Raw genomic sequence first — 26,873 nt, forward strand, 5'->3', positions numbered from 1 at the left:
TGCAAGCGGCGGTGTTCGGCGGGCATCTTTTACGCTTCAAATTGCGCGTTTCCTGGTCTAGCATCGCACCTATGAGCCTTGAATCCGTCCGCGCCTTCCTCGGCACCCACGCACCCGACATCGAAATCATCGAAACCGCCGAGAGCTCCTCGACGGTGGCGCTTGCCGCCGAAGCCCATGGCGTCGAGCCCGCCCAGATCGCCAAGACGATCTGCCTGCGCGTCGGCGATCAGATGATGCTGGTTGTTGCCGGCGGTACGGCGCGGCTCGACAATCGCAAATTCAAGGATACTTTCGGGGCTAAGGGGCGCATGCTCGATGCCGAAGAGGTCGTGGCGGTCACCAGCCATCCTGTCGGCGGTGTCTGCCCGTTCGGCCTGCCCTCGCCGCTGCCGATCTATTGCGATATTTCGCTGAAACGCTTCGACGAAGTGGTGCCGGCGGCCGGCTCGACCAATTCGGCCGTGCGCATCGCCACAGGACGGCTTGCCGAGCTGACCGGCGCCAGCTGGGTCGATGTTTGTCAGTAAAACGGTCGAAAAACTTCAAACAGAGGAAAGACGACCTATATTCTATCCCGACATGCCGTGATTGTGCATGACAGGAGACCAGAAATGCCGAGTGCCGTTTCGCGTTTTGCAAAGATGGCGGCCATTGCCGTACTGACGAGCGCTACCGTTTTTGCCACGATCAGCGATGCCGATGCGCGCCGCGCCGGCGGCTTCGGCGGGTTCGGAAGCCGTGGGACCCGTACTTTCAGCGCGCCTCCGATTACCCGCACGGCGCCTGCCCCGGCTGCCCCCATTGAACGCTCGATGACGCCGCGCCCGCAAACGACCGCACCTTATGGCACGCAGCAGCCCGGCTACGCCCAGCAGCGCCCGGGTTTCTTCAACGGCTTCGGCCGTTCGATGATCGGCGGTCTGATCGCCGGCGGTCTCCTCGGCATGCTGCTTGGCCACGGTTTCGGCGGCGGCTTCGGCTTCCTCGGCATGCTGCTGCAGATCGCTCTGATCGGCGGCGCCATCATGCTCGCCATGCGTTATTTCGCCAACCGCCGCCAGCCTTCTTACGGCGTCGGCGGTCAGAACCGGTCTTACGGCCAGTCCTTCAACATGTCGCCCACCAACAATTCGTCGTTCCAGATCCCGGCGATCGGCTCGGGCGCCGGTTACGGCGAACCGTCGCGCGGCAATCGCCCGAGCGACGAGATCGGGCTGGCTCAGGCTGATCTCGACCAGTTCGAGGAGTTGCTGACGAGCGTGCAGACCGCTTACGGCGCCGAAGATTACGGCGCATTGCGCCGGCTGACGACGCCCGAGGCAATGTCCTACCTTGCCGAGGAACTGGGAGAAAACGCCACCAACGGCGTGCGCAACCGTGTCTCCGACGTCAAGCTGCTGCAGGGCGATATTGCCGAAGCCTGGCGCGAGAACGGGCAGGACTATGCGACGCTCGCCATGCGCTATTCCTCGATCGATGCGATGGTCGAACGCGATAGCGGTCGCGTCGTTTCCGGCGACGACCGCCGTCCGAGCGAAAGCACCGAGATCTGGACCTTCGTGCGCAAGTCCGGCGCGGACTGGAAGCTCGCTGCGATCCAGGGCGCCGGCCAGCGCGCCGCTTAAAACAACGCCTCTGTTTGTGCCCCCCAAGCTACCGGCCAGCTTGGGCGGCATTTTAGTTGACCGCGACCGGTTTTGAACGCATGCGAGAGACCGTCTCGCGTTCGGCGCGTTTGCAGCGCATCGGCGGCAGGCCGCGATCCATCAGGTCCATGTCCTCGAGCACCATGTCGCCCATCTTCTTGAAGGCGCTGTCGAGCGCTCCGGCCCGGTGCGCCGAGCGGACGAAGCCCTTCAGGCTGCGTACTGGATGATCAGGCGGCAGCGGCTCCTCAGGGTAGACGTCGCTTGCCGCGACGATATGGCCTGACGAAACAGCCGCCATCAATGCGTCGAAATCGACGACGTCGGCGCGGCTGAGCAGGATGAAGGCCGCTCCCCTGCGCATGCTGGAAAAGGCCTCGGCGCCGAGAAATCCCCTGTTTTCACTGGTGACGGCTGCGACGACAAAGACGAAATCGCTCTTCGTCAGCACATCTTCCAGGCTCGCGGGCTCGACGCCGCTTTCTTCGAGGATCGAGTGCGGCAGCCAGGGATCGAAGACCCGGATGCGCGCCCTGAAACCGGAAAGCACGCGGCGCAGCGCCTTGCCGAGATCACCGAAGCCGACGATGCCGATCTCGGAGCCGGCGATCAGCCGCGCGCTCGCATTGCCCTCCCCGCCCCAGAGTTCGCTGCCTTCGCGGAAGGCAACATCCGCATCGACGATGCCGCGCGCCAGGGCCAGCGCAAAGCCGAGACCGATTTCGGCCACCGGCTCGGCGAAAACCTGGCCCGTCGTCACGACATGAATGCCGCGCTGGAAGAGCACGTCATAGGGCATGTTGTTGAGAAGGTTGCTCTCGACGTTGAGGATCGAGCGTAGAGCCGGCATTCTGGCGAGCGTTTCCGCAGAGAGCGGCGGCTGACCGATCACATAGCGCGCTCTGCCGAGGATCCCGTCGCCAAGCCCGGCGATGTTCTCCGGATCGGCTTCGACAACCTCGTATTTCGCATGCAGTTCGACGCGTGCCTTATCGCTGAAGAGCAGATCGAGCGTGCGCGGCTCGGGCGCGCTGATCGCCAGCGGCCGTTCGGTATTTGTCATCGGCATCTCCTCCGTCGCAGGCGGCTTGTGTTGCCTCGGCTGGAGAATTGATAACCTCCGGCCGCGGCCGTTTCCAGTTGGCGGAGGAGAAATTGGAGAGCAAACCTCTGATCGTCGCTGATCATGAGTGGCCGACGCAATTGAAAGCGGCATTTGCCTATCAGATAAGCAATTGAATTCTCACGCTATTCATGGTTTCTCTGTTGACGGTTCGAACTGCCTGAATTAGCTTGAGGCATCCAATTTGGGCGCCTCGCCGCGGCAGGAAGTCGAAGCAAAGGAAACGAACCATGAAGTCAATACTTAAAAGGGGCCTGCTTGCCTTGGCTGCCGCAGCGCTACCGGCTGTCGCTTCCGCCCATCCTGCCGTCGGTGACGCTGCCGGCTTCGGTCATGGCTTTGCTCATCCGATTTCCGGCCTCGATCATGTCCTTGCCATGGTGATGGTCGGTGTGGTTGCTTTCCAGCTCGGCGGCCGCGCCATCTGGCTCTTGCCGCTGACCTTCGTCTCGATGATGGCGTTTGGCGGTGCTCTCGGCGTTGCCGGCGTTGATCTTCCCTTCGTTGAGACAGGCATTGCGCTTTCCGTCGTCGTTCTGGGGGGCATGATTGCAATCAATGTCAGGGCGCCGCTCGCCGCGGCGTTCGGCATGGCAGGCCTCTTCGCCATCTTTCATGGCCATGCGCACGGCGCCGAAATGCCGGAGGATGCTGCCGGCGCCGCCTATGCCGCCGGCTTCATGATGGCAACCGGACTGCTGCATGGCGCCGGCCTCGCGCTTGGCTACGTGATCGGCCACGCCGGCGAGCGCCAAGGCGTTTTCGTCACGCGGGCGGCCGGCGGCCTTGCCGCTATCTCGGGACTGGGCATCCTGGCCGGTCTGATCTGATCTGTCCGCATCTCGGCAAGAAGCCGATACGCAGCTGACGCACCTCGCTCAGACAATTACGCTCGGCATGCGCGACGCAATGCCGGGCATAGTTTTGCATTATTGCGATGACGAACCGCAGGCTTGCGCCGCGTAATCCGCTACGGTCAATCCGACGCGTTGACAATATCCAAATTGACGCAGGGCGCCTCTTGCTGATTGTCGCCGGGAGGTAAAACTCTGTATAGTGATTTCAGAAATTTCTGAAATCACAGACGCAACGGAAATTGTCATGAACCTTCCGCCTCTCGTTCAGTCCTTTGTTCTCCATTTCGGCGAAATGGGATCGCGCTGGGGGATCAATCGTACGGTGGGCCAGATCTATGCCCTGCTATTCGTCTCCCCCGCGCCGCTCTGCGCCGAGGAGATCGCCGATTCCCTCAGCATCTCGCGCTCCAATGTGTCGATGAGCCTGCGCGAGCTGCAGGCCTGGAACCTCGTCCTTCTCAAACACAAGCCGGACGATCGCCGCGATTTCTTCACCACACCCGATGATGTCTGGCAGATATTGAGGACGCTCGCCGAGGAGCGGAAGAAGCGGGAGGTCGACCCGACGCTGTCGGTTCTGCGCGAAATCCTGATGCAGCGCCCGGCAAGCGAAACCGAGCGCTATGCGCAGGAGCGCATGGGCGAGATGCATACGCTGATCGAACAGCTGACGCATTGGTATGAAGACGTAAAACAACTTGAAACAGAAAGGCTCGCAACGCTACTCTCGCTGGGCGCGAAAGTGACGAAGCTTCTGGAGGCCAAGGACCGGGTCATCTCGCTCGGGCGCAGCCGTCGGCCGAATCCTGCGAACAAGAGTTAGCGGCATGGGCACTGCTTTCTTCGACGCGACAAACGAAGCAGATGGACGGCCGAGGGCTGGAGAGGTCGCGCCGCCACACGCCGATGCGGGCAAAGGCCGGCTGCGCAATGCGGCGATGCTGCAGGCGCTGGCCGCCGCCATCTGGATCCCACAGGCTGCGCTGCTGGCCGTCTCCGTCGGCTGGATCGCCGATGACGGCGGGCTGCATGACGTTCTCTGGCCGGCCTTCGGCATCCTCGTTCTCGGATTGGTAAGAAGCGGTCTTGACGCGGCTGGCGGTCGCCTGGCCTTTTGCGCCGCGCGGAGCGACCTCAGCCGGAAGCGGCAGGCCGCAGCCGCTTCCCTCTCTCTGTCGTCGCCGGTCGACCGCCGCCGTCCGGCATCCGGCAAGGCCGCGAGCGTCATCGGCGAACAGGCCGAACTCATCGTGCCCTATCTCGCCCGCTTCCAGCCGGCGCGCGTGAAAGCGAGCCTTGTGCCGCTCGTCATTCTTGTCTTTATCCTCCCCGTCTCCTGGATCGCCGCGCTGGTCCTGCTGTTTGCGGCGCCGCTGATTCCGATCTTCATGGCGCTGATCGGTTGGCGTGCCCAGGCGGCCAGCGCAAAACAGCTCGTCGCGACCGGCGGTCTCAACGGCTTCCTGCTCGACCGCCTGCGCGGACTGACGACGATCCGTGCGCTGGACGCGGTCGATACAACGGCCCTGCGGCTGCGTCGCGAGGCGAAATCGCTGCGCGCGCGCACCATGTCCGTGCTGAAGATCGCCTTTCTGTCCTCCGCCGTGCTCGAGCTTTTCGCAGCGCTCGGCGTGGCTATGGTTGCCGTCTATGTCGGCTTCAGCCTGCTCGGCGAAATCCGTTTCGGCACTTGGACAGGACGGCTCGACCTGACAGAGGGACTGTTCGTGCTGCTGCTGGCGCCGGCCTTCTTCGAGCCGCTGCGCGAACTCTCGGCCGTCTGGCACGACCGGGCGGCCGGCGAAGCGGCGCTGAAAGCCCTGGACGCGCTTGCAGCCGAAGGTCTGTCCATTCGGGGGTCAGCCGAACCGGCGGCTCTCGCCAGCACCGAGGCGCCCGCCATCCGACTTGAGAATCTCGCCTTTGGTTATGGCGCCGACGGGCCGCTTGTTCTCGACGGGTTCAATCTCGATATCGCCGCCGGCGAACATCTGGCGCTGCTTGGTGTCAGCGGCTCCGGCAAGTCAACGCTTCTTTCGCTGATATCGGGACTGGCGCCCTGCGTCGGCGGTCGCATCGTCATCGGCGGCGTCGAACTCGGAGATGACACCGCCGCCACGCTGCGGGGCGCGATGGCTTGGATCGGCCAAAAGCCGCATATCTTTGCCGGTACCATCGCAGGCAATATCGCACTCGGCAGGCCCGGTATCTCACCTGGTGACGTGGCGGACGCGCTTGCCGCCGCCAAGCTCGGAAAGGTTGCAGACGCCTATGGCAGCCGGCCGCTCGGCGAAGGCGGCATCGGGCTTTCCGGCGGCGAGGCGCTGCGGCTTGCGATCGCGCGTGCTGCCTGCAATCCGGATCTGAAGATCATCCTGGCCGACGAGCCGACCGCCCATCTCGACGCCGACACGGCGGCTGATGTGACCGAGAGCCTGCTCGCGCTAGCGCGGGGTCGTACCCTCATCGTCGCGACGCATGATCCGCTGCTCTCCGCCCGCATGCATCGCGCCATCCGCATCGATGCCGATTTCGCCATGAGGGAGGCGGCCGAATGAGCTTCTTTGTTGCAGACATCAAGCCGATCCTTCGTCTGTTTTTCGCCGAACGCCGGCGCGCGCTGTTCGTCGGCGCCGTGCTTTCGGCGGCAACGGTGACGGCAGGGATCGCGCTGCTCGGACTCTCCGGCTGGTTCGTCACCGCCACCGCCCTTGCCGGGCTATCGGCCGCGGCGGCCATGACCTTCGACGTTTTTGCGCCGGCCGCCGGCATCCGCCTGCTCGCCGTCGTCAGGACCGCGGCACGCTACGGTGAGAGGCTTGCGACCCATGATGCAACACTCGGCGTGCTTGCCGCGCTGCGCGAGCGGCTGTTTCGCGGCTTTGCCGAACCGGGTGCTGCCCGCGCTCTCTTGCACCGCCCCGCGCGGTTGCTGTTCCGGCTGACGGCCGATATCGATGCGCTCGATTCCCTCTATCTGCGCATTCTCGTGCCGGCTGCTGTCGCGATCGGCGCAACACTGGCTGCGAGCGTGGTGCTGGGCCTGATGCATGCCCTGTTCGGCCTGTGTTTCGGCCTCTTTCTCGCCGCCGCCGGCCTTGGCCTGCCATTGATCGCGGGCCGTGTTGCGCGCAAACCCGCCCGCAGGCGCGCCCATGGCATCGAGGCGCTGCGGTCGCGGACGATCGATCTCGTCGCCGGCCAGACCGACCTGCTGATGGCCGGCCGGCTTGAGGCGCAGACGAGCGCGATCGCTGCCGCCGACAGCTATGCCGCTCGTGCCGATGATCGGCTGAACCGCGTCGAAACCGGTCTGACATTCGGCTTCGGCATCGTCTCCACCCTGCTGCTGACGGCATCGCTGCTTGCCGTCGCAGCCCTTGCGGAAACGAAGGCGATTAGCGCGCCTGTCGCAGCCCTTGGCCTGCTCGTCGCCTTTGCGGCGGTCGAACCCTTCGCGGCGCTCCGCCGCGGCGCTTTGGAACTCGGGCGGACGCTGCTGGCCGCAAGACGCATCGCACCGCGGCTTGCCGTCGCTGATGAGACCCAACCGCCAGCGACGCCGCTGCCGGGACACGCCTTTTGCCTGGCCGGCGTGTCCGCCTTCCATGAGAATTCCGCCGTGCCGGCGCTGGAGGACATCGACCTGGTGCTCAAGCAGGGCGAACGCCTTGCCGTCATCGGCAGCAGCGGCGCCGGCAAGTCGAGCCTGCTCGCTCTGCTTTCCCGCGAGTTGCCGGCAAGCAAAGGATGCGTCGCCGCGATGAGGGCGACCCTGCTGACGCAACGGACTGAACTCTTCGAGGATAGCCTGCGCGGCAATCTTCTTCTTGCGAACCCGGATGCGAGCGAGGCCCGCCTTCGCGAAGCGCTCGCCGCCGCCGGCCTGCTTGCCGCAATCGAGGCTATGCCACAGGGGGTCGACACAAGGCTCGGCGAGGGTGGGCTTGGACTTTCGGGCGGCCAGTCGCGCCGGCTGGCGCTTGCCCGGCTCTTCCTGCGCGACACGCCGCTCTGGCTGCTCGACGAGCCGACCGAAGGCCTCGATGGCGCCACCGCCCGCGATGTGCTCTCACGGCTGTCGTTAATGGCGGCAGGCCGCTCGCTGGTGATCGCAACGCATATCCGCCGCGAGGCTGCGGTTGCCGACCGCGTCGCCGTCATTGAAGGCGGCCGTATTTCGGAAATTTCGCGCCGTGGGGAGGCGGCGTTCGAAAAGGCGCTCGACCGGCTTCGGTCGGACTGAGCAAGACCCGCATGCCCTCACGCGCCGGCCGGCGCTGAGGAACGCTCCGTACCCCGTGGGACCGTGGGAGAAAGACAATGGAACTAGATATCGTAGCACTTTCGCGCTTCCAATTTGCGCTGACGGCGCTTTACCACTTCCTGTTCGTGCCGCTGACGCTTGGCCTATCCGTGCTGCTCGCGATCATGGAAACCGTCTATGTCATGACCGGTCGTCAGATCTGGCGGCAGATGACAAAATTCTGGGGCACGCTGTTCGGCATCAATTTCGTGCTCGGCGTGGCCACCGGCATCGTCATGGAATTCCAGTTCGGCATGAACTGGAGCTATTACAGCTATTATGTCGGCGACATCTTCGGCGCGCCGCTGGCGATCGAGGGGCTGATGGCCTTCTTCCTCGAGGCGACCTTCGTCGGGCTGTTCTTCTTCGGCTGGGACAAGCTGTCGAAGGTCGGCCATCTCGTCGCCACCTGGGCTGTGGCGCTCGGCTCGAATTTTTCCGCCCTCTGGATTCTCATCGCCAATGGCTGGATGCAGAACCCGGTGGGATCGGCGCTCAATCCGCAGACGATGCGCATGGAGATCACAAGCTTCTTCGACGTCGTCTTCAACCCGGTCGCCCAGGCAAAATTCGTCCACACGGTCTCGGCGGGTTATGTCTGTGCTTCGATCTTCGTGCTCGGCGTCTCGGCCTGGTATGTCCTCAAGGGTCGGCATATCGAACTGGCCAAGCGTTCGATGACGGTCGCCGCCTCCTTCGGCCTTGCCTCGGCGCTGTCCGTCGTCGTGCTCGGTGACGAGAGCGGTTATCTCGCAACCGAAAATCAGAAGATGAAGCTCGCCGCGATCGAAGGCATGTGGAAGACGGAGCCGGCTCCGGCAGCCTTCACCGCGTTCGGCTTTCCGGATCAGGAAGCGCGCGAAACACATTTCGCCGTGCATATCCCGTGGGTCATGGGTTTGATCGGCACACGATCGTTGACGACGGAAATCCCCGGCATCGACAAGCTCGAACAGCAAGCCGAAGCCCGCATCCGCGGCGGCATCAGAGCTTACGACGCTCTGATGCAGATCCGCGCAGCGCCGACGCAGGATCAGGTTGCGCAGGAAGTGCGCACTTCCTTCGAGGATCTCGGCCATGATCTCGGCTACGCGCTTCTGCTGAAGCGTTATGTCGACGATCCCCGCCAGGCGACCGACGCTCAGATCGTTCAGGCGGCGCGTGATACGATCCCGCATGTGCCGACGCTCTTCTGGTCCTTCCGCATCATGGTTGGGCTCGGCGTCTTCTTCATCCTGCTGACATCAACCTTCTTCTGGCTGTCGGCGCGGCGCCATCTCGACAAATATCCGCTGCTGCTGCGGATTGCCGTGCTGGCGATCCCGCTTCCCTGGGTCGCCATCGAGCTCGGCTGGGTCGTCGCCGAATTCGGCCGCCAGCCCTGGGTGATCGAAGGCGTGCTGCCGACGGCGGCAGCCGTCTCCAGCCTCGGCGCCGGCACCGTGCTTCTGACGATCATCGGTTTTGCCGCGCTCTACACGGTGCTGATCGTCATCGAGATGAGCCTGATGATCAAGGCGATCCGCCAGGGACCGGAACCGGACGACGAGCCGGAAGCCGTCCTGATTTCCGAAACCCTCGTCCCGGCCGCGGAGTGACCTGCCATGATTCTCCATGAACTCCTCGATTATGAAACCCTGCGCATCATCTGGTGGCTGCTGCTCGGCGTCTTGCTGATCGCCTTTGCGACAACCGGCGGATTCGACCTCGGCGTCGGCACGCTGTTGCCCTTCGTCGCCAGGACCGATACGGAACGGCTCGTCGCGATCAACACCATCGGCGCCACCTGGGAAGGCAACCAGGTCTGGCTGATCCTCGGCGGCGGCGCCATCTTCGCCGCCTGGCCACCGCTCTATGCGGTCTCCTTCTCGGGCTTCTATCTCGCGATGTTTGCGATCCTCTTCGCGCTTATCCTGCGCCCGGTCGGTTTCAAATACCGGTCGAAACGGGAAAGCGCCGCCTGGCGCAACGGCTGGGACTGGGCGCTCTTCGTCGGCGGCTTCGTGCCGGCGCTGATCTTCGGCGTTGCCGTCGGCAACGTGCTGCTGGGCGTGCCCTTCCGCTTTGCCGACGACATGCGGATCTTCTACGAAGGCTCGTTCTTTGCCCTGCTCAACCCCTATGCTTTGCTCTGCGGCTTGCTCTCCGTCGCCATGCTGACGATGCACGGCGCGGCCTGGCTGGTGCTGAAGGCGAGCGGCCCGGTTGCGGAGCGCGCCAGAAGGTATGGCAGCATCGCCGCCCTTGCCGCCATCGTGCTCTTTGCCCTTGGCGGCCTCTTCCTGTGGACCGGCGTTGGCGGCTATCGCATTACCAGCGATATCAGCCCGATCGGCCCTTCCAATCCACTGCTGAAGACGGTGGTGCTCGAGCATGGCGCATGGCTTGCCAATTACACCGCCCATTCCTGGATGATCGTCGCGCCCGTTCTCGGCTTCGTCGGCGCGGCATTGGCTTTCGTCGCCATGCGGGCGAGACGCGAGGTGATGACGCTGCTCTTCAGCAAACTCGCGATCCTGGGCATCATCTCGACGGTCGGCCTGTCGATGTTCCCGTTCATCCTGCCCTCCTCACTCGATCCGCGATCGAGCCTGACGGTCTGGGATGCGTCCTCCAGCCATATGACGCTGTTCATCATGCTGGTGGTGTCGGCGATCTTCCTGCCGATCATCTTTGCCTACACGGCCTGGGTCTACAAGGTTTTGTGGGGCAAGGTCGATGAGAAATCCGTCACCGACAAAAACAGCCACGCTTACTGAGGGAAACGAAAAGATGTGGTATTTCGCATGGATCCTGGGCCTGCCGCTGGCAGCCGCCTTCGCCGTCCTCAACGCCATGTGGTACGAGCTCATGGACGACGCAGCCGGAAAGAAGGCGTCGCAGACGCGCAAGTAGATATGGAAAGGGCGCGGTGCGAAGCCGCGCCCTTTCCCTCGTTCATCAGCCTTCCAGCCACTTCACCTGATCGGGTGTCAGCTTGATATCGAGGGCCGAGAGGCTGTCCTCCAATTCGGCGATGGTGCGCGGCCCGATCAATGGAATGACCGGGAAAGGCTGGGCGATCACGTAGGCGAGCGCGATGTGGATCGGATTGCGGCCGAGCTTGTTGGCGAGTTCGATGGCGCGGTCGCGGCGCCCGAAATTCCGCTCGGAATACCAGACGCGCACGATCTCCTCGTCATCGCGCTTGTCGCGGCCGGCACGGTCGGTGAAGAAGCCGCGGCCCTGGCTCGACCATGCGAAGTTCGGGATCTGCTTCTCGTTCAGCCATTTCTTCCAGTCATCATCGGATGCCGCGACGCAGCCGGCCCAGATCGGGTCGAGCATCTCGGCAAGCGAAAAGTTGTTGGAGAGTGCCGCCGGTGCCGCCTTGCCAGTCTTTTCGGCATAGGCGATCGCCTCGTCGAAACGAGCGCGTGTCCAGTTCGACCCGCCGAAAATGCCGCGGATGCGGCCGCGCTTGACTTCGGCATCCATCGCATCGACGAACTCGCCGACTGGAACGTCGGTATTGTCGCGATGCATGAAATAGACATCGACATAGTCTGTCTTCAGCCGGGCGAGCGACTGGTCGAGCTGCTTGGCGATCATATCGGGATAGCAGAGCGGCGAATGCGCGCCCTTGCCAATCAGCACGATCTCCTCAAGCGGAACCTTGCGGCTGGTGTGCCAGTCGCCGAAAATCGCCTCCGTCTTTCCGGCGCCATAGACAAAGGCCGTATCGAAGACATTGCCGCCGGCCTCGTAGAAGGCATCGAGCGTCAGCGAGGCGGCGGCGAAATTCGGGAAGAATTCGAAGCCGAGCGTGACGACCGAGGCCGGCTTGGAGATACCGGGTATCTCACGGCGCGGGATGCTGCTGCCACGCGTGACCGCGCCGCCTGATATATTGGCCGTGCGCTTTGCGGCTTTCTCTACGCCGTATTCGAGGCCGACCGAGGCGCGCCATTGGTCGAGCACGCGCAGGTTTCCGATCGAATCCGCCCAGCTCATGCCAGGGGCGCTGAATTCGGTTCTGCCGGCGCGGATGGCATCGCCCGCCGCATCGGCTTCGAAGGAATAGAGCCAGCGATCTTCCTTGACCTCGACCGTTTCCTGTTTGCCGCCCTTGAAGATCTCGATCTTGCCGACGCCGCCCTTGTGACCGGAGGCGAACCAGAAGTCGGCGACTTCGATCCGGCCCTCGGAGCCGATGATGCGAAGCACGTTGTCCTGCTGTGCCATGATCGAGCAGGAGACTTCGGCGATGATCTCGTTGGGGAACTTCAGCACCGCGGAAGCCCATTCGTCGACGCCGCTCTCTCCGAGATGGGCGACGCCCGAAACCTTTTCCGGTTCGAGGAAGGCCTTGCCTTCCTCAGCACCGGCGATCAGCCGCGCCATCGAAACCGGGTAACCGCCGACATCGAGGATGCCGCCGCCGGCGGTATCGTTGGCGAATAGCCGGTGCTCCGGCCGGTAGCTGCCCATATTGAAGCCGAAGCTGGAGCGAATGATACGCAGGGTACCGATGACGCCGCTCTTGATGAGGTCGACCAGCTTCTCCGTCTGCGGATGCACGCGGTACATGAAGGCTTCGCCGGCAAAGACGCCGGCCTTCTTGGCTTCGTAGTAAACGGCTTCAGCATCATAGGCCGAAAGCGCGATCGGCTTTTCCACCAGGATATGCTTGCCGGCGCGGGCGGCCTTGATCGCCCATTCGGCATGGCCGGTATGGGGAACAGAAATATAGACCGCATCAACCTCAGGGTCGGAAAGCAGCGCCTCATAGCCGTTGACGATGCGGGCGCCGGGGAAGTTTTCGGCAAGTCCCGGCTTGGAAGGATTGCGGGTGGCGATTGACACCAGCTTGCCGGTGCGCGAATGGGCGACGCCGTCGGCAAAGGTGCGGGCGATGGTGCCGGGGCCGATGATGCCCCAGCGGATCGGTTGATCGGAAGTCATGGAAACCTCTTTCGTCTTTCTGCCTTGGGAGGGGTTTAGCGAAGCCGTTTACCGGCGCCGTCGAAAAGGAATGTGTGGCGTGCGGGAAGGCCGACGGTCAGCGTCTCGCGATTGCCCGCGGTGCGCGATTCCGGCCGCTCGATGATCAGCTGCTCGCTGCCGATGGCGGCATAGATGTAGCTGGTATTGCCGAGATGCTCGGCGACGTCGATGGCGACTGTGAGATCGGCATCGCCCGCCCCTGCATCGGCGAAATGTTCGGGACGGATGCCGAGCGTCACCTTGGTGCCGGCTTCGACCGGTTCGGCGATGGGCACCGGCAGGCGCGTCTCCGGGTTGCTTTCCAGCGCGATCACCGCCCTGCCCGGCTGCGCTTCGACCACCACGGCCGTCAGGAAATTCATCTTCGGCGAGCCGACGAAGCCGGCGACGAACTGGTTGGCGGGATCGTCGTAGAGATCGAGCGGCGCGCCGATCTGTTCGATATTGCCGGCGCGCAGCACAACGATCCTATCGGCCAGCGTCATCGCTTCCGTCTGGTCGTGAGTGACGTAGATCATCGTCGTGCCGAGCTGCTTGTGCAGCCTCGAGATCTCGACACGCATCTGCACGCGCAGTTCCGCGTCGAGGTTCGACAAAGGCTCGTCGAACAGGAAGACCTCGGGCTCGCGCACGATGGCACGGCCGATCGCGACGCGCTGGCGCTGGCCGCCGGAAAGCTGCTTCGGCCGCCGCTTCATCAGTTCGGTGATCTGCAGGATATCGGCGACATGGCTCACGCGCCGCTCGGTATCGGCCTTCGGGTTGCCGTTCATGCGCAAGCCGAAGCTCAAGTTTTCCTCGACCGTCAGGTGCGGATAGAGCGCATAGGACTGGAAGACCATGGCGATGCCGCGATCGGCCGGCTCGACGTCGTTGACGACCTTGCCTCCGATCCGAAGCTCGCCCGATGTAATATCCTCCAAGCCGGCGATCATCCTCAGCAGCGTGGACTTGCCACAGCCGGAAGGGCCGACGAAGACGACGAATTCGCCGTCCTTCACCTCCAGATTGGCGCCATGGATGATCTCAAAGCCGCCGAAGCGTTTGACGATGTTGGTCAATGAAAGCTCTGCCATTCGGCTTCCCCGATTACTTGATTGCGCCGGCCGCGATGCCGGCGATGAAATGGCGCTGGAGCGCCACGAAGACGACGAGAATCGGCGCCGTCAGCAGCACCGCGCCGGCCATGATGCCGCCCCAGGACACCTTGGTGAGGCCGATCAGCGTTCCCAGGGCCACCGGCGCCGTCATCATCCCCGGTCTGGAATTGATGAGCAGCGGCCAGAGGTAATTGTTCCACGAATGCAGGAAGAGAATGATCGCCAATGCCGCCATGGTCGGGCGCGCCAGCGGCAGGGCGATGCGCAGGAAGATCTGCCATTCCTTGACGCCTTCAACGCGGGCCGCATCGAAGAGCTCGCCCGGCATCATCGAGAAGGACTGGCGCATGAATAAGACGCCGAGGGAATTGAAGAGCGGCGGCACGATCAGTGCCACCCAGGTATTTGCCAGCTTGAACTCGCGCGCCACCATGATGAATTGCGGGATGACCACCACGGAGAACGGCAGCGTGATCGTGCCGAGAATGATGGCGATGACGACGGAGCGGCCGACGAAACGGTAACGTGCCAGCGCCCAGCCGGCCATTGACGTCAGCATCACCGAGAGCACGGTATAGATAAGCGCCACGCCGATGGAGATCACCATTGCGCCGACGAAATCGGTATCGGCCTGCAGATTTTTGAAATTCTCGACGAAGTTGGTCGATGGCCACAGCACGATCTCGGGATTGAAGATGCCGTTGTCGGGCATTGTCGAGAAGACGAACATCATCCACAGCGGAAACAGCCAGATCAGCGCCAGCGGCGCCAGCGCAGCGTGCAGCGCGATCTGACGGATGAGAAGGGATTGCGACTTGGATCTCATTTCGGGTCCCTCCCGATCCAGAGATTGAAAAGGGAGATCACCACGGCCAGAGCGGCCATCGTATAGGCGATCGCCGAGGCATAGCCGAAGTTCAGCGAGGTGAAACCTTGGCGGTAGAGGAAGAGGCCGAGTGTCTCCGTGCCGCCGCCCGGACCACCGCGATTGGTGATGAGGAAGGGCTCGGTAAAGAGCTGCATGGTGCCGATCACCGAGAGCACCACACAGAAGAGGATGATCGGTTTCAAGAGCGGCAGGGTGATGTGGAAGAATTGTTGTGTCTTGTTCACCCGGTCGAGCGTCGCGGCCTCGTAGACATCGTCGGGGATGGCCTGCAGGCCGGCCAGGATGATGATGGCGTTATAGCCGGCCCAGCGCCATGTGACGGCGAGGATGATCACGCCCATCGCAGCATTGGCGTTGTCGAACCAGGAGATCGGACTGAAGCCGACCGCTGAAATCATCTTGTTGATGATGCCGAAATCGAGGCTGAACATCAGCCGGAACACGGCCGCATAAGCGACCTCGCCGACGACGACGGGGGCAAAGAAGGCGAAACGGAAAAGCGGGCGCGCTTTCAGGAGCGGCGAATTGAGCAGCACGGCCATGACGGTGGCGAGCGCGATCATCACTGGCACCTGGATCACCAGGATGATCAGCGTGTTGTACAGAGCGTTATAAAAGGCGGGGTCGTAGAAGAGCCGGCCCCAGTTGGCCTGGAAACTGTATTTCCACGGATTGATGCGCGTGTTCTGAAAGGAAATCAGGAACGAGTCGATGATCGGCCAGACCCAGAAGGTGGCGAAAACAAGCAGATAGGGGGCGAGGAACGCATAGGCGCTCCGGGTTCTGAACGGCATCGAGCCTCCTCCTCATGAACGAATGACGGACCGCGCTGCAGGCGGGTGAAATGCCGGGCGCGAGAAGCGCCCGGCATCGTCATTCATTGCGCGATCGGAAGTCCGGTTGCGGAAGCGATCTGTTTGGCGGCATCGTCGAGAGCCGCTTTCGCGTCGGGGTAGCCGCCGGCGAAGAATTTCGCCTGCGTTGCCTTGAAGATTCCTTCGGCATCACTCTGGAAGGCGGTGCCGCGGCTCGGCACGATCTTCGGCAGTGTCGCGAGGATGTCGGCCCAGACTTTCTGGCCGCCCCAATAGGGCTGCGCCTCGTTGACGAAAGGATCCTTTTCGGCAGAAAGCAGCGACGGCACCAGACCGAATTCCTTCAGCATGGTGACCTGCCCTTCATTCGTACCGAGGGCGTAATTGACGAATTTCCAGGCGGCTTCCTTGTTTGCGGAAGTTGCCGAAATGGCGAGCGAGGAACCGCCGAGGTTGGCGGCATGGGGACCATCGGCTGTCAGGCTCGGCATTCTGTAAACGCCCCACTTGCCCTTGAGGTCAGGCGATGTCGAGCGCACGGTGCCTTCATACCAGCCGCCATAGAGCTGGCTTGCGGCCTTGCCGGCGGTATTGGCCTGGATCTTCTCGTCCCAGTTGGCCGCCGTCAGCGTGCCGGCATCCTTCATCTCCTTCACCTTTTGCAGCGCGGCGACGCAGGCTGGCTGATTGATGGTGATGTTCTGGCCGTCGGTCGAGAAATAGCCGCAGCCCTGCTCGTTGGCGATCATGCGGAACCATTCGCTGTCGCCGTTGAAATCCGCCTGCGCCATGACGACGCCGGGATTGGCGGCAGAAATCTTCTTGCCGGCGGCGATGAAATCGTCCCAGGTGCTGATCGTGCTCGGATCGACGCCGGCCTTTTCGTACATGTCGCGGCGGTAGAAGACGGCGACGGGACCGGAATCCCACGGCATGGCATAGGCGACATCGCCGACCTCAAGTTCGGTGCGCTTGAAGTCGGGGAACTTCGCCTGGATATCGGCCGTGTAGCCGAGCTCCTTCAGATTGGCGAAGCAGTCCGGGAAACGGCTCCAGAAGATTTCAGCCTCGAAATTCTCGATGCTGACAATGTCGGGCACGCCGTCGCCGCCGGCAGCGCAGGCCGCGAGCGTCTTGTCGAAGACCTGGCTGTTGCCAAGGTCTTCGACGGTGACCTTGATATCGGGGAACTGTTTGTTGAAGCCGGGAAGCGTGGATTTCAACGCCGATGCGGCGACATTCCAGCTCCAGATGGTGAGATTGGCCGACTCAGCGGAGGCGGAGCCGGAAGCAAGCAGTGCAAGAGCTGCGGTCGCAGCGAGAAGTTTGAAGCGCATTGAAAATCCTCCCTTTTCAATTGCCGATCTTTCACGAACGCGGTTAGACTATCCGCAAGGGAGCGGCTGTCTCCTAAAAAGGGAATATGGATTTGGCGGAAAGTAAGGTCGGCACGCGCGCAATCTATCAGCCCGGCGCAAGCAGCATTGAGGGTTCGCCGACGGCGCTGCAGATGTTCCACGCCCATCCGCCTGTCATGGTCATGCCGCACTGGCATGCGCAGGTCGAAGTCAATTATGTGATGCGCGGCAGCGTGCATTACCGCATGAGCGACCACGAATTCCGGCTGAACGCTGGGGAAATGTGCCTGTTCTGGGGCGGGCAGCCGCATCAGATGGACGAATCCTCGGATGATTCGCTCTATGCTGGCGCTCATCTGCCGCTCGTCTATTTCTTTCGGCTGCGCCTGCCCATCAGCATTTCAAGCCGGCTGATGAAGGGCGAGACGCTGCTGACCTCGGCAACGGATGCGGCCGACATCGACAACTTCGCCCGTTGGTTCCGCTATGCCAACTCAGGCGACGCCGCCAAGGCTCAGCACGCCGTCGACGAGCTGCTGCTGCGCATCGAGCGTATCGCATTCGAACCCTATTCGATGACGACATCGAAGACGACCGCCAGCCTGGAAGGCGATCAGCTGCATCCCAACTCCTCGCGCAGCGTCGCGCGCATTTGCGATTTCATCGCCGCCAATTTCCTGCAGGACATCGATTCGGTCGATATCGCCCGCGCCGCCGATCTGCATCCGAAATATGCCATGAATCTTTTCAAGCGATCGACCGGCATGACGCTCAGCAAATATGTGACGCTGCTTAGGCTGTCTCGCGCCCAGGCGATGCTGATGAGCGAAGGCGCCAACGTTCTGCAGGTGGCAATGGACAGCGGCTTCGGCTCGATCAGCGCCTTCAACAAATCCTTCCGCCACATCGCCGGGATGTCGCCGTCCGATTTCCGCCGCGACATCCGGCTGGTGACGACGATGCCCGCCGGCGCCTTCCGCAATTAACGCATGTTCCGCCTCATCGCCCGCCATACGCGGCTGAGGACTCATCTTTTTTCAGCGAGCTCAATCTGGAACTTGTGCAGGACCTCGGCGTTGATTGCCAGGCGCGGCCGTTCCTTGACCTCGACGCCGGCCTTTTGCAGACGGGTGAAGGTCTCCTCGACATCTTCGAACAGGAAGGTCAGGTGGCGCAGACCGGCCGTGCCCTCGGGCACATCGACCGCCCTTGCCGCGCCTCCCGCCGGTGCGAAAATTTCCAGCATACCGCCGCCGGCGTCGAGAAAAGCGATCTCGGCACCATCGGCCATCCTCTTGCGCAGATGCAGGCGCAGGCCGACCAGACCGCAGTAGAAATCGACGGACCGGTCCATGTCACTGACCGTCATGCCGACATGTTCGAAGGATTTCAGCATGGGTGCTTTTCTCAGTTCGGATTGCAAAAGGATTTCATAGAAGTCTTTCAGCGTTGACGGCAGCAGACGTGGCGGCCGCTTGTGCTCTGTGGGCGTCGCCGCTACCGTGAGGGTCAAAACGGGGTCAGAACCATATGCACATTCGAAAGGCAGTATCCGCCGATGCGGAGGAGCTGTGCAGTCTCCTGAACGAAATCATTCTGGCCGGGGGGACAACCGCGCTCGAGACGCCGTTGACGGCCGCGGAATTCGCGGATTGGTTCATCGACGGCGAGTTCCCCCTTATCTGTCATGTTGCGGTGCATGATCGGTCGCTTGCCGGCTTCCAGTCATTGAGCCTCTATGGCGATCCGCCGAAAGGTCATGCCGATATCGCAACATTTGCCCGCGTAAACCCGAAGATACCAGGCGTGGGCCGCGCCCTTTTTCCGGCGACGCTGGCAGCAGCCGAGGAACTCGGGCTTGAATTCATCAATGCGACCATTCGGGCCGATAATGTCGACGGTCTTGCCTATTACACAAAGATCGGCTTCGAGCCCTATGACCGGCTTATTCAGGTTCCGCTTCTGGACGGAACGCCCGTCGATCGGATCAAGAAGCGTTTCAGAGTAGATGCCGAGCGCCGCCCGGCATCCTCCGTTTGACCGTTCGGGGTCGGAATCGTTCAGAGGCCGTCAGCCCTGCGCTGTTCTTCCGGAAGCCATGAGCGATAGAGCGGATGATCGGCGGCAATCGGCATCGGCGTCGGCTGGCCGGTGCGCTGAGAGAAATAGGCGGCCGTCACCAACTCCAGCGAATTGCGGGCGTCCTGCAATGTCACCGGCGGATCCGTGTCTTCGACGATCGCCCGATGGAACAGCTCGAACTGGCGGGTATAACCATCCTCGCCCGGCACATAGGCGGCGAGCGCCGCATCGATCCGCGCTTGGTGCTCTTCGGTTCCGGCGGTAAAGACCCAGGGATCGCGGCCCATCGTATAGGGTTCGAGGATGCTTTCGGCGACGAGATCGCTGAAGCAGAAGCGTAGCCGCGAGATTTCTTTGCGCGAGCCGAGCGTCATCGACAGCGTCGCCAGCGAACCATTCTGCATTCTCACCGAGAGGGCGGCCGTATCCTCGACCTCGATCGGATTGACCAGCGTCGCACCATAGGAAAACACTTCGGCGCAAGGGCCGTGCACATAGTTCAGCATATCATGGGCATGGATCGCGTGGCCGAGAAGGCCGCCGCCGAGTTCGCTCGCCCATTTGCCGCGCCACGGCACGGCGTAATAATCCGGGCCGCGCCACCAATGGGTTTCGATCGTCGTCAGGAAGGGCTTGCCGGCGAGGCCCTGCTCGATCAGCAGTTTCAGCTTCTGCAGGCCGGAGCCGTAGCGATACTGAAAGATCGGCATCAGCTTCCTGCCGGGGAAGCGGGCGAGGATGCGGCCCATCTCGTCGACTTCGGCAATCGAGCCAAACAGAGGCTTTTCACAAATCACGTGCTTGCCGGATTCGATGCCTTTGCCGCAGAGCTCGAAATGCGAGCTCGGCGGCGTCGAAATGTCGATGATGTCGAGATCGTCCCGGGCAAACAGCGAATCCGCATCCTGCGTATATTCCGCTATGCCGAATTCATCGCACAGCGCCCGGCCGCGATCCTCATCGAGCGAGCAAAGTACGGGAACCTCGAAGAGTTCCTTGTTCCAGCCGAAGCCGGTCAGGTGCCGCGCGGCGATACCAGCGCCGATAACGCCGACGCGTAATTTTCTGGCCATGATATCCTCCTCAGCGAGCGCCGATGCGCGCGGCTTTCGTCTGGGCTTCGAGCGAAAGGCGGCAGACTTCGAAAACGTGATCCTGCGTCATCGCCGTTTGCGTACGGTTTGCGACATCGGCGGTGAACGCGTCGAAATAATCGAGTGTCTCGCCGCTGCAATCGATATGGGTCATCTCCTTGCCGTTGACGAGGAAGAGGTGATCCTTGCCCGGCCGGCCGGCGATATCGATATATTTGCGCAGCTCGATATAACCTTCGGTGCCGAGGATGGTGAGGCGGCCGTCGCCCCAGGTGGGCAGCGCCTCCGGCGTGAACCAGTCGACACGGACATAACCCGCCGCCTTGTCGGAGCGCAGCAGCACCTCGCCGAAATCCTGGAAGGCGGGTTTATCGGGCATTCCGAAATTACCGATCGAGCTGGCGATGACTTCGCCTGAGGTCGAGCCGGTATAGAACAGGAACTGATCGACCTGGTGCGAGGCGATGTCGACGATGATGCCGCCGAAATATTCCGGATCGAAGAACCAATCGGGCCGCGTCGGCAGCTGCAGCCGGTGCGGACCGACGCCGAGCGTCTGAATGATCTTGCCGATCGCGCCTTCCTTTACCAGCTTGCCGGCCTTGACGGCGGAGCGCACGCAGTGGCGCTCGGAAAAGCAGATGGAGAAGATCTTGCCGGTTTCGGCAACGGTGCGCTTGACCTCTCCGAGCTGGGCAAAGGTCGTCACGCCAGGCTTGTCGGTCATCACGTCCTTGCCCGCTTTCATCGCGCGGATGGCAAGCCCGGCGCGGTCGCGCGGAATGGCGGAAATGCAGATGACGTCGATCGAGGGATCGTCGAACAGTTTCTCCCGGTCGATCTGCGGTGCATCGGGATAGGTCTTCTCAAAGGCTTCCCGCAACGCCGGCACGGAGGTCTGCGGGCAATAGCCGACGAACTCGCCGCCTGCGGCGAGCAGTCCCTTCACGTGATCGAACGTATGCCCATGGTCGATTCCGACGACGGCAAATCTCAACATCGCTGCAATATCCTCCCGGGATTTTCCTGGCACCGGCCGAGCCGGCATCCTCCATGTCGGCCAAAACAGATAACGAAAGCTCACTCCTGTCAAGGCGAGAAGAGCGGTGAAATCGCCCTGGCTCCAGATTAAATGCATGAAAAATAATGATTATTTTGTATCTAAATAGTTATTTTGCCGCATGTTTAGGGTTGGAGATCCGCCTTTCGATCCAATCGGGCGAAAGTCTTTTTCCCACGCATATCTTGCCCCGTCTCCCTGAATGTGATCGATTTCGGCGGCCGCCGGGCTGGAGGGCGGCAACGACTTCGAAAAATTTCAAAGAGCGCTCGCCGCTTGCCTGTGACGGAGGATCACCATGTCTCATCCCCTTCTCGATGCCGCCGCTTCGGGTGGTCTTTTTGTCGGCCGCGTCTGGAACCATGAGGCCGCCGGCCCAAGCATCGTGACGCTTCGCGAGGGAATGCTGATCGACATTACCTCGCGCGAGGCGCCGACGCTGAGCGCCTTGCTCGAAAAGGAGGATGCGGCCGGCTTCGTCCGTGCCGCAACCGGCAAGGGGATCGGCTCGCTTGACGAGATCGCTGCCAACAGCGCCGGAACCTCGGATGCCGGACGGCCCTACCTCCTTGCGCCCGCCGACCTACAGGCGGTCAAGGCCTGCGGCGTCACCTTTGCCCAGTCGATGATCGAACGCGTCATCGAGGAGAAGGCGGCAGGCAATCCCGATCGCGCCGCTTCGATCCGCGAGCGCGTCAGCGCGCTGATCGGCGGCAGTCTCACCAATCTCAAGGCCGGTTCGCCGGAGGCCGCCAAGGTCAAGCAGGCGCTGATCGACGAGGGCATGTGGTCGCAGTATCTTGAGGTCGGCATCGGCCCCGATGCCGAGGTCTTCACCAAGGCGCCGGTGCTCTCTTCCGTCGGCTGGGGTGCCGATGTCGGCCTGCATCCGATCTCGACCTGGAACAATCCGGAGCCGGAAATCGTGCTCGCGGTCAACAGCCGCGGCGAGATCAAGGGTGCGACGCTCGGCAATGACGTCAACCTTCGCGATGTCGAAGGCCGCTCGGCACTCTTGCTCGGCAAGGCCAAGGACAACAATGCCTCCTGCTCGATCGGTCCGTTCGTCCGGCTGTTCGATGCCGGTTATGGGCTGGACGAGGTGCGCAGGGCCGAACTCGACCTAAAGGTAACCGGGCAGGACGGCTTCGTGCTGCATGGCAAGAGCTCGATGTCGCAGATCAGCCGCGACCCGACCGATCTCGTCAAACAGACGCTTGGCCCCCACCATCAATACCCCGATGGTTTCATGCTCTTTCTCGGCACGCTGTTTGCGCCGACGCAGGATCGCGACGCGCCAAAGCAAGGCTTCACGCACAAGATCGGCGATGTCGTCGAGATTTCCTCGGCCGGGCTCGGCACGCTCGTCAATACCGTGCGCCTCTCCACCGAATGCCCGCCCTGGACGTTCGGCATATCGGCGCTGATGCGCAACCTTGCGACGCGTGGGTTACTCTAAGCAGCAAAAGTGCGCAGCGGATTTGTGTCCGGCATTGCGCAGATTTTATGACCTATTGGTTTCGCCGTTTGCCCTCTAGCAGGTCGAGAACGGAGTTTGCCGCTTCCAGAACGTTCGTGCCCGGGCCGAACACGGCCGCAACGCCGTGTTCATGGAGGAATTCATAGTCCTGCCGTGGAATGACGCCGCCGCAGACGACGATGATATCGTCACCGCCCTTTTCCCTGAGCCTCTCGACCAATTGCGGCAGCAGCGTCCTGTGGCCTGCGGCGAGGGACGAGACGCCGACGACATTGACCTTTCGATCAAGCGCCAACTCGACAGCCTCGTCAGGCGTCTGAAACAGCGGACCGGCGAGCACGTCGAAGCCGATATCGCCGAAAGCCGAGGCGATCACCTTGGCGCCCCGGTCGTGCCCGTCCTGACCGAGCTTGGCGACCATGATTTTCGGCCGGTATCCCATCGCTTCCGTCACCCCGGCCATACGCTCCCTCAGGACGGCAAGTTCCGGCTCGTTGTCATAGGCTTCGCCATAGACGCCTTTGATGACATCAGGTATCGCGGCATGATCACCAAAGGCAGCGCGCATTGCATCCGATATCTCGCCGACTGTGGCACGGGCCCGCGCCGCCTCGATGGCGGCGGCCAGCAGATTGCCTTTGCCGCTGCGTGCGGTTTCCGCCAGGGCGGCCAGTGTTTCGCGCACGGCGCCGCTGTCGCGCCGCCGCTTCGTCTCCTCGATGCGGCGGATCTGCGCGGTGCGCACCGCGCTGTTGTCGATCTCCAAAATGTCGATCGGCTGTTCGTTGTCGAGCCTGTAGCGATTGACCCCGACGATGACCTCGTCGCCCTTGTCGACGGCGGCCTGGCGGCGCGCCGCCGCTTCTTCGATCAGCCGCTTCGGCAAACCGTCGTTGACAGCCTTCGTCATACCGCCGAGCGCTTCCACCTCCTCGATCAGCGCCCAGGCGTTGTCGGCAAGTTCCTTCGTCAGGCTCTCGACATAATAGGAGCCGGCCAGCGGATCGACCACTTTGGTGACGCCGGTTTCATGCTGAAGGATCAGCTGGGTATTGCGGGCGATGCGGGCGGAGAACTCCGTCGGCAGCGCGATCGCCTCGTCGAAGGAATTGGTGTGCAGCGACTGCGTGCCGCCGAGCACGGCCGACATCGCCTCGAAAGCGGTGCGGATGATGTTGTTGTAGGGATCCTGCTCCTGCAGAGAGACGCCGGATGTCTGGCAATGGGTGCGCAGCATCAGCGAGGATGCCTTCTTCGGCTGGAACTCCTCCATGATGCGGGTCCAGAGCAGCCGGGCGGCGCGCAGCTTTGCTGCCTCCATGAAAAAATTCATGCCGATCGCAAAGAAGAAGGAGAGCCTTCCCGCGAAATCATCGACGTTGAGACCCTTGGCGATCGCCGCCCTGACATATTCGCGACCGTCGGCCAGCGTGAAGGCAAGCTCCTGCGTGAGCGTCGCGCCGGCCTCCTGCATGTGATAGCCGGAGATCGAGATCGAGTTGAATTTCGGCATCTCCCTTGCCGTATAGTCGATGATGTCGGCAACGATTCGCATCGAAGGTTCTGGCGGATAGATATAGGTGTTGCGGACCATGAACTCCTTAAGGATGTCGTTCTGGATGGTTCCTGATAGCTCGGCCCTCGGCACGCCCTGCTCTTCGCCGGCGACAATGAAGGAAGCGAGGATCGGAATGACGGCGCCGTTCATGGTCATTGAAACCGACATATCCCCAAGCGGAATGCCGTCGAACAGGATTTTCATGTCCTCGACGCTGTCGATCGCGACGCCTGCCTTGCCGACATCGCCCTCGACGCGAGGGTGGTCGCTGTCATAACCGCGATGGGTGGCAAGATCGAAGGCGACCGACAGGCCCTTCTGGCCGGCAGCGAGATTGCGGCGATAAAAGGCGTTCGATTCCTCTGCCGTGGAGAAGCCGGCATACTGGCGGATCGTCCAGGGACGGCCGGCATACATCGTCGCGCGCGGTCCGCGGGTAAAGGGTGCAAAACCGGGCAGCGAGCCGAGATGCGCGGCGCCTTCGAGGTCCTCAGCGGTATAAAGCGGCTTGACAGCGATGCCTTCCGGCGTGTGCCAGGTCAGTGTCTCGGGTGAGGCGCGCAGTTCCTTCTGCGCAAGCTCCGCCCAATCCGACAGCGTCTTCTTCGTCATGCGTTCCTCCGGCTGCTTCATCGCCACCTTATCACTTCACAGGTGGATGATGCGATACAGCCTTAGGACAATTAACACAGCAAGGCATTCGCCCGCCGCAAGCCTCCGACTTTGACCTATCTGTGGTCGAGCTTGGTGACCAGCCGGTCGCCGAGCCACTGGATGCCGCAGACGAGGATGACGAGGACGGCGACCACTGCGATCATGACATTGGTTTCGAAGCGCTGATAGCCATAGCGAATGGCAAGGTCGCCGAGGCCGCCGGCGCCGATCGCGCCCGCCATGGCCGAGGCGCCGATCAGCGTCACCAGCGTGACGGTGAAGCCGGCGACGATGCCCGGCAGCGCTTCAGGCACCAGCACCTCGCGGATGATGGTCCGGCGATTGCCGCCCATGGCGCGCACGGCATCGATCAGGCCGCGGTCGACCTCGCGCAAGGACACCTCGGCGATGCGCGCATAATAAGGTGTTGCGGCGATGGCGAGCGGCACGATGGCGGCCCCGGTGCCGAGCGCGGTGCCGACGATCAGCCGCGTCAGCGGGATCAGCGCCACCAGCAGGATGATGAATGGCACCGAGCGGAAGCCGTTGACGACGGCGCCGAGCATGCGGTTGATCCAGAGATTTTCGGCGATGCCGCCGCGCGCCGTGACGACGAGGGCAAGGCCGAGCGGCAGGCCGGCGACGAGCGAAATCACTCCCGAGGCGACGGTCATCAGGACCGTTTCCCAAAGCGAGCGAAGAAGCAGTTCAAGCATGATCGGTGTCATAACCAAGCACCTCCACCCGGGCGGACCGGGCCGTCAGGAATTGTTCGACCTTTCCGGCGAGCGCGGGGTCGCGCGCGGGAACGGCGATGAAGAACCGCGCCACCGGCTGGTTCTGGATATGGTCGATGCCGCCATGGACAAGGCGGAAGGAATGCGGCAGCGTCGCCGAGAGTTCTGCAAACAGCGCGCCCTGCGCTTGCGGCCCGGCAAGATCGACACTGAGGATCACTTCGCTGCCCGCCGTCGCCGACAGCCGGCCGAGAATATGATCGGGAAGTTGCGGGCGGATGCCGCCAAGCAAGCTCCTGGTGATGTCAGTCTGCGGATTGGCGAAGACCGACCAGACCTGGCCCTCCTCGACGATCCGTCCGGCATCGATGACCGCGACGCGATCGGCAATGCCGCGCACCACTTCCATCTCATGCGTGATCAGCAGAATGGTCAGTCCGAGCTTACGGTTGATATCCCTGAGCAGCGCCAGGATCGATCGTGTTGTCTCGGGGTCGAGGGCCGATGTCGCCTCGTCTGACAGCAGTAGTGCCGGGCGCGCCGCCAGCGCCCGGGCGATGCCGACGCGTTGTTTCTGGCCGCCGGAGAGCGATGAGGGATAGGCCTGCGCCTTGTCGGCGAGACCGACGAGCTCGAGCAATTCCTGCGCCCGCCTCAGGCGCTCGGCCCTGGCAATACCCTCGATCTTCAGCGGCAGCGCAACATTGTCCTCGACCGTCTTGGCGGAAAGCAGATTGAAGTGCTGAAAGATCATGCCGATGCGGCGACGCAGCGGCTGCAGTTCCTGCTCTTCTAGCCCGGTAATATCGCGGCCCTCTATGCGGATCTCGCCGCTGTCGGCGCGCTCCAGCCCGTTCAGGCAGCGGATCAGCGTCGACTTGCCGGCGCCGCTGCGGCCGATGATGCCAAGGATCTCGCCCCTATTCACGCTCAGCGAAATACCGTCAAGTGCCGGCGTGGCCCCGAACCGACGCTTCACGTCGATAAGCCTCACCACCTCTTCGGCCGCCGCCTGCGGCCGCGGCTCGATCGCCGCCTTTGAAACAACGGAGTTCATGTACTTTTCCCTGCAAATACCGAAGGCGGCCCCGGCAGGAACGCCCGGGCCGCCTTTCGGCAGGCCTT

General features: G+C 62.6%; 24 protein-coding genes. 12 read left to right on the forward strand and 12 right to left on the reverse strand.

The genetic code is table 11. From position 1 onward, the window contains the following. Positions 1-71 precede the first annotated feature (71 nt). Positions 72-530 (forward strand): YbaK/EbsC family protein, encoded by a 459-nt coding sequence (locus AMK00_RS28195; protein ID WP_064812499.1) that lies wholly within the window; start codon positions 72-74, stop codon positions 528-530. An 84-nt stretch (positions 531-614) separates the two neighbouring features. Beyond that, a complete protein-coding gene (locus AMK00_RS28200; RefSeq protein WP_064812500.1) occupies positions 615-1,628 on the forward strand; it encodes a Tim44 domain-containing protein in 1,014 nt (337 codons plus the stop codon). 52 nt (positions 1,629-1,680) lie between these two features. Here AMK00_RS28200 and AMK00_RS28205 read toward each other — a convergent pair whose 3' ends face one another. After that, positions 1,681-2,712 (reverse strand): hydroxyacid dehydrogenase, encoded by a 1,032-nt coding sequence (locus AMK00_RS28205; RefSeq protein WP_064813179.1) that lies wholly within the window; start codon positions 2,710-2,712, stop codon positions 1,681-1,683. A gap of 290 nt (positions 2,713-3,002) precedes the next feature. On the opposite strand from AMK00_RS28205, the gene AMK00_RS28210 reads away from it, so the two are divergent. The 7 genes from AMK00_RS28210 (at position 3,003) to cydX (ending at position 10,830) form a co-directional block, all read left to right on the forward strand. Then, entirely contained in the window at positions 3,003-3,602 is a 600-nt protein-coding gene (locus tag AMK00_RS28210) for a HupE/UreJ family protein (RefSeq protein ID WP_064812501.1), read from the forward strand. A gap of 271 nt (positions 3,603-3,873) precedes the next feature. Further along, positions 3,874-4,452, forward strand: a complete 579-nt coding sequence (locus AMK00_RS28215) for a GbsR/MarR family transcriptional regulator (protein ID WP_064806603.1) — start codon at positions 3,874-3,876, stop codon at positions 4,450-4,452. A gap of 4 nt (positions 4,453-4,456) precedes the next feature. Then, a complete protein-coding gene (gene cydD, locus AMK00_RS28220) occupies positions 4,457-6,187 on the forward strand; it encodes a thiol reductant ABC exporter subunit CydD (protein ID WP_064812502.1) in 1,731 nt (576 codons plus the stop codon). Continuing rightward, entirely contained in the window at positions 6,184-7,875 is a 1,692-nt protein-coding gene (locus tag AMK00_RS28225) for an amino acid ABC transporter ATP-binding/permease protein (RefSeq protein WP_064812503.1), read from the forward strand. Before cydD ends, AMK00_RS28225 begins: the two co-directional genes overlap by 4 nt. A 77-nt stretch (positions 7,876-7,952) precedes the next feature. After that, entirely contained in the window at positions 7,953-9,533 is a 1,581-nt protein-coding gene (locus AMK00_RS28230; RefSeq protein WP_064812504.1) for a cytochrome ubiquinol oxidase subunit I, read from the forward strand. Between the two features lie 6 nt (positions 9,534-9,539). After that, a complete protein-coding gene (gene cydB, locus AMK00_RS28235) occupies positions 9,540-10,694 on the forward strand; it encodes a cytochrome d ubiquinol oxidase subunit II (RefSeq protein ID WP_064812505.1) in 1,155 nt (384 codons plus the stop codon). A 13-nt stretch (positions 10,695-10,707) separates the two neighbouring features. Continuing rightward, complete coding sequence (gene cydX / locus AMK00_RS28240; RefSeq protein WP_064806613.1) at positions 10,708-10,830, forward strand: cytochrome bd-I oxidase subunit CydX; 123 nt, start codon at positions 10,708-10,710, stop codon at positions 10,828-10,830. A 45-nt stretch (positions 10,831-10,875) separates the two neighbouring features. On the opposite strand, the gene AMK00_RS28245 is transcribed toward cydX, so the two are convergent. The 5 genes from AMK00_RS28245 to AMK00_RS28265 all read right to left on the reverse strand — a co-directional run bounded on the left by AMK00_RS28245 (position 10,876) and on the right by AMK00_RS28265 (position 17,062). Further along, the gene (locus tag AMK00_RS28245) at positions 10,876-12,879 is read right to left on the reverse strand and encodes an aldo/keto reductase (RefSeq protein WP_064812506.1); all 2,004 of its coding nucleotides are present in this window, start codon (positions 12,877-12,879) and stop codon (positions 10,876-10,878) included. A gap of 35 nt (positions 12,880-12,914) precedes the next feature. Next, positions 12,915-13,997 (reverse strand): ABC transporter ATP-binding protein, encoded by a 1,083-nt coding sequence (locus AMK00_RS28250; protein WP_064812507.1) that lies wholly within the window; start codon positions 13,995-13,997, stop codon positions 12,915-12,917. Positions 13,998-14,010: 13 nt separating this feature from the next. Beyond that, entirely contained in the window at positions 14,011-14,847 is an 837-nt protein-coding gene (locus AMK00_RS28255; protein WP_064806618.1) for a carbohydrate ABC transporter permease, read from the reverse strand. Continuing rightward, the gene (locus tag AMK00_RS28260; protein ID WP_064806620.1) at positions 14,844-15,704 is read right to left on the reverse strand and encodes a carbohydrate ABC transporter permease; all 861 of its coding nucleotides are present in this window, start codon (positions 15,702-15,704) and stop codon (positions 14,844-14,846) included. Before AMK00_RS28260 ends, AMK00_RS28255 begins: the two co-directional genes overlap by 4 nt. Positions 15,705-15,787: 83 nt before the next feature. Next, entirely contained in the window at positions 15,788-17,062 is a 1,275-nt protein-coding gene (locus tag AMK00_RS28265; protein ID WP_064812508.1) for an extracellular solute-binding protein, read from the reverse strand. Between the two features lie 86 nt (positions 17,063-17,148). On the opposite strand from AMK00_RS28265, the gene AMK00_RS28270 reads away from it, so the two are divergent. Then, complete coding sequence (locus AMK00_RS28270) at positions 17,149-18,069, forward strand: helix-turn-helix domain-containing protein (protein WP_064812509.1); 921 nt, start codon at positions 17,149-17,151, stop codon at positions 18,067-18,069. 41 nt (positions 18,070-18,110) lie between these two features. Here the strand turns inward: AMK00_RS28270 and AMK00_RS28275 are convergent, their stop codons facing one another. Beyond that, complete coding sequence (locus tag AMK00_RS28275; protein WP_064812510.1) at positions 18,111-18,479, reverse strand: VOC family protein; 369 nt, start codon at positions 18,477-18,479, stop codon at positions 18,111-18,113. A 134-nt stretch (positions 18,480-18,613) separates the two neighbouring features. Here AMK00_RS28275 and AMK00_RS28280 point away from each other — a divergent pair, with 134 nt between their 5' ends. Further along, the gene (locus AMK00_RS28280) at positions 18,614-19,123 is read left to right on the forward strand and encodes a GNAT family N-acetyltransferase (RefSeq protein ID WP_064812511.1); all 510 of its coding nucleotides are present in this window, start codon (positions 18,614-18,616) and stop codon (positions 19,121-19,123) included. Between the two features lie 20 nt (positions 19,124-19,143). On the opposite strand, the gene AMK00_RS28285 is transcribed toward AMK00_RS28280, so the two are convergent. Both AMK00_RS28285 and AMK00_RS28290 read right to left on the reverse strand, forming a co-directional pair. Continuing rightward, entirely contained in the window at positions 19,144-20,238 is a 1,095-nt protein-coding gene (locus AMK00_RS28285; RefSeq protein ID WP_064812512.1) for a Gfo/Idh/MocA family protein, read from the reverse strand. A gap of 10 nt (positions 20,239-20,248) precedes the next feature. Continuing rightward, positions 20,249-21,259 carry a Gfo/Idh/MocA family protein gene (locus tag AMK00_RS28290; protein ID WP_064812513.1) on the reverse strand — a complete coding sequence of 337 codons (1,011 nt, stop codon included), beginning with the start codon at positions 21,257-21,259 and terminating at the stop codon, positions 20,249-20,251. Between the two features lie 358 nt (positions 21,260-21,617). Here AMK00_RS28290 and AMK00_RS28295 point away from each other — a divergent pair, with 358 nt between their 5' ends. Continuing rightward, complete coding sequence (locus AMK00_RS28295; RefSeq protein ID WP_064812514.1) at positions 21,618-22,778, forward strand: fumarylacetoacetate hydrolase family protein; 1,161 nt, start codon at positions 21,618-21,620, stop codon at positions 22,776-22,778. A 52-nt stretch (positions 22,779-22,830) separates the two neighbouring features. On the opposite strand, the gene scpA is transcribed toward AMK00_RS28295, so the two are convergent. The 3 genes from scpA to AMK00_RS28310 form a co-directional block, all read right to left on the reverse strand. Further along, entirely contained in the window at positions 22,831-24,969 is a 2,139-nt protein-coding gene (gene scpA / locus AMK00_RS28300) for a methylmalonyl-CoA mutase (protein ID WP_064806667.1), read from the reverse strand. 116 nt (positions 24,970-25,085) lie between these two features. Next, positions 25,086-25,739 (reverse strand): methionine ABC transporter permease, encoded by a 654-nt coding sequence (locus AMK00_RS28305; protein ID WP_064812515.1) that lies wholly within the window; start codon positions 25,737-25,739, stop codon positions 25,086-25,088. Continuing rightward, positions 25,720-26,805: a methionine ABC transporter ATP-binding protein gene (locus tag AMK00_RS28310; RefSeq protein WP_064812516.1), complete on the reverse strand. Its 1,086-nt coding sequence runs from the start codon at positions 26,803-26,805 to the stop codon at positions 25,720-25,722. Before AMK00_RS28310 ends, AMK00_RS28305 begins: the two co-directional genes overlap by 20 nt. Positions 26,806-26,873: the final 68 nt, after the last annotated feature.

Origin of the sequence: Rhizobium sp. N621 (assembly GCF_001664325.1) — a bacterium.
GTDB classification, from domain to species: Bacteria; Pseudomonadota; Alphaproteobacteria; order Rhizobiales; family Rhizobiaceae; genus Rhizobium; species Rhizobium esperanzae.

Excerpts from the sequence above, each read along its gene's own strand:
- AMK00_RS28195 (WP_064812499.1), top strand. The coding sequence starts at position 72 with ATGAGCCTTGAATCCGTCCGCGCCTTCCTCGGCACCCACGCACCCGAC.
- AMK00_RS28200 (WP_064812500.1), top strand. The coding sequence starts at position 615 with ATGCCGAGTGCCGTTTCGCGTTTTGCAAAGATGGCGGCCATTGCCGTA.
- AMK00_RS28205 (WP_064813179.1), bottom strand. The coding sequence starts at position 2,712 with ATGACAAATACCGAACGGCCGCTGGCGATCAGCGCGCCCGAGCCGCGC.
- AMK00_RS28210 (WP_064812501.1), top strand. The coding sequence starts at position 3,003 with ATGAAGTCAATACTTAAAAGGGGCCTGCTTGCCTTGGCTGCCGCAGCG.
- AMK00_RS28215 (WP_064806603.1), top strand. The coding sequence starts at position 3,874 with ATGAACCTTCCGCCTCTCGTTCAGTCCTTTGTTCTCCATTTCGGCGAA.
- cydD (WP_064812502.1), top strand. The coding sequence starts at position 4,457 with ATGGGCACTGCTTTCTTCGACGCGACAAACGAAGCAGATGGACGGCCG.
- AMK00_RS28225 (WP_064812503.1), top strand. The coding sequence starts at position 6,184 with ATGAGCTTCTTTGTTGCAGACATCAAGCCGATCCTTCGTCTGTTTTTC.
- AMK00_RS28230 (WP_064812504.1), top strand. The coding sequence starts at position 7,953 with ATGGAACTAGATATCGTAGCACTTTCGCGCTTCCAATTTGCGCTGACG.
- cydB (WP_064812505.1), top strand. The coding sequence starts at position 9,540 with ATGATTCTCCATGAACTCCTCGATTATGAAACCCTGCGCATCATCTGG.
- cydX (WP_064806613.1), top strand. The coding sequence starts at position 10,708 with ATGTGGTATTTCGCATGGATCCTGGGCCTGCCGCTGGCAGCCGCCTTC.
- AMK00_RS28245 (WP_064812506.1), bottom strand. The coding sequence starts at position 12,879 with ATGACTTCCGATCAACCGATCCGCTGGGGCATCATCGGCCCCGGCACC.
- AMK00_RS28250 (WP_064812507.1), bottom strand. The coding sequence starts at position 13,997 with ATGGCAGAGCTTTCATTGACCAACATCGTCAAACGCTTCGGCGGCTTT.
- AMK00_RS28255 (WP_064806618.1), bottom strand. The coding sequence starts at position 14,847 with ATGAGATCCAAGTCGCAATCCCTTCTCATCCGTCAGATCGCGCTGCAC.
- AMK00_RS28260 (WP_064806620.1), bottom strand. The coding sequence starts at position 15,704 with ATGCCGTTCAGAACCCGGAGCGCCTATGCGTTCCTCGCCCCCTATCTG.
- AMK00_RS28265 (WP_064812508.1), bottom strand. The coding sequence starts at position 17,062 with ATGCGCTTCAAACTTCTCGCTGCGACCGCAGCTCTTGCACTGCTTGCT.
- AMK00_RS28270 (WP_064812509.1), top strand. The coding sequence starts at position 17,149 with ATGGATTTGGCGGAAAGTAAGGTCGGCACGCGCGCAATCTATCAGCCC.
- AMK00_RS28275 (WP_064812510.1), bottom strand. The coding sequence starts at position 18,479 with ATGCTGAAATCCTTCGAACATGTCGGCATGACGGTCAGTGACATGGAC.
- AMK00_RS28280 (WP_064812511.1), top strand. The coding sequence starts at position 18,614 with ATGCACATTCGAAAGGCAGTATCCGCCGATGCGGAGGAGCTGTGCAGT.
- AMK00_RS28285 (WP_064812512.1), bottom strand. The coding sequence starts at position 20,238 with ATGGCCAGAAAATTACGCGTCGGCGTTATCGGCGCTGGTATCGCCGCG.
- AMK00_RS28290 (WP_064812513.1), bottom strand. The coding sequence starts at position 21,259 with ATGTTGAGATTTGCCGTCGTCGGAATCGACCATGGGCATACGTTCGAT.
- AMK00_RS28295 (WP_064812514.1), top strand. The coding sequence starts at position 21,618 with ATGTCTCATCCCCTTCTCGATGCCGCCGCTTCGGGTGGTCTTTTTGTC.
- scpA (WP_064806667.1), bottom strand. The coding sequence starts at position 24,969 with ATGACGAAGAAGACGCTGTCGGATTGGGCGGAGCTTGCGCAGAAGGAA.
- AMK00_RS28305 (WP_064812515.1), bottom strand. The coding sequence starts at position 25,739 with ATGACACCGATCATGCTTGAACTGCTTCTTCGCTCGCTTTGGGAAACG.
- AMK00_RS28310 (WP_064812516.1), bottom strand. The coding sequence starts at position 26,805 with ATGAACTCCGTTGTTTCAAAGGCGGCGATCGAGCCGCGGCCGCAGGCG.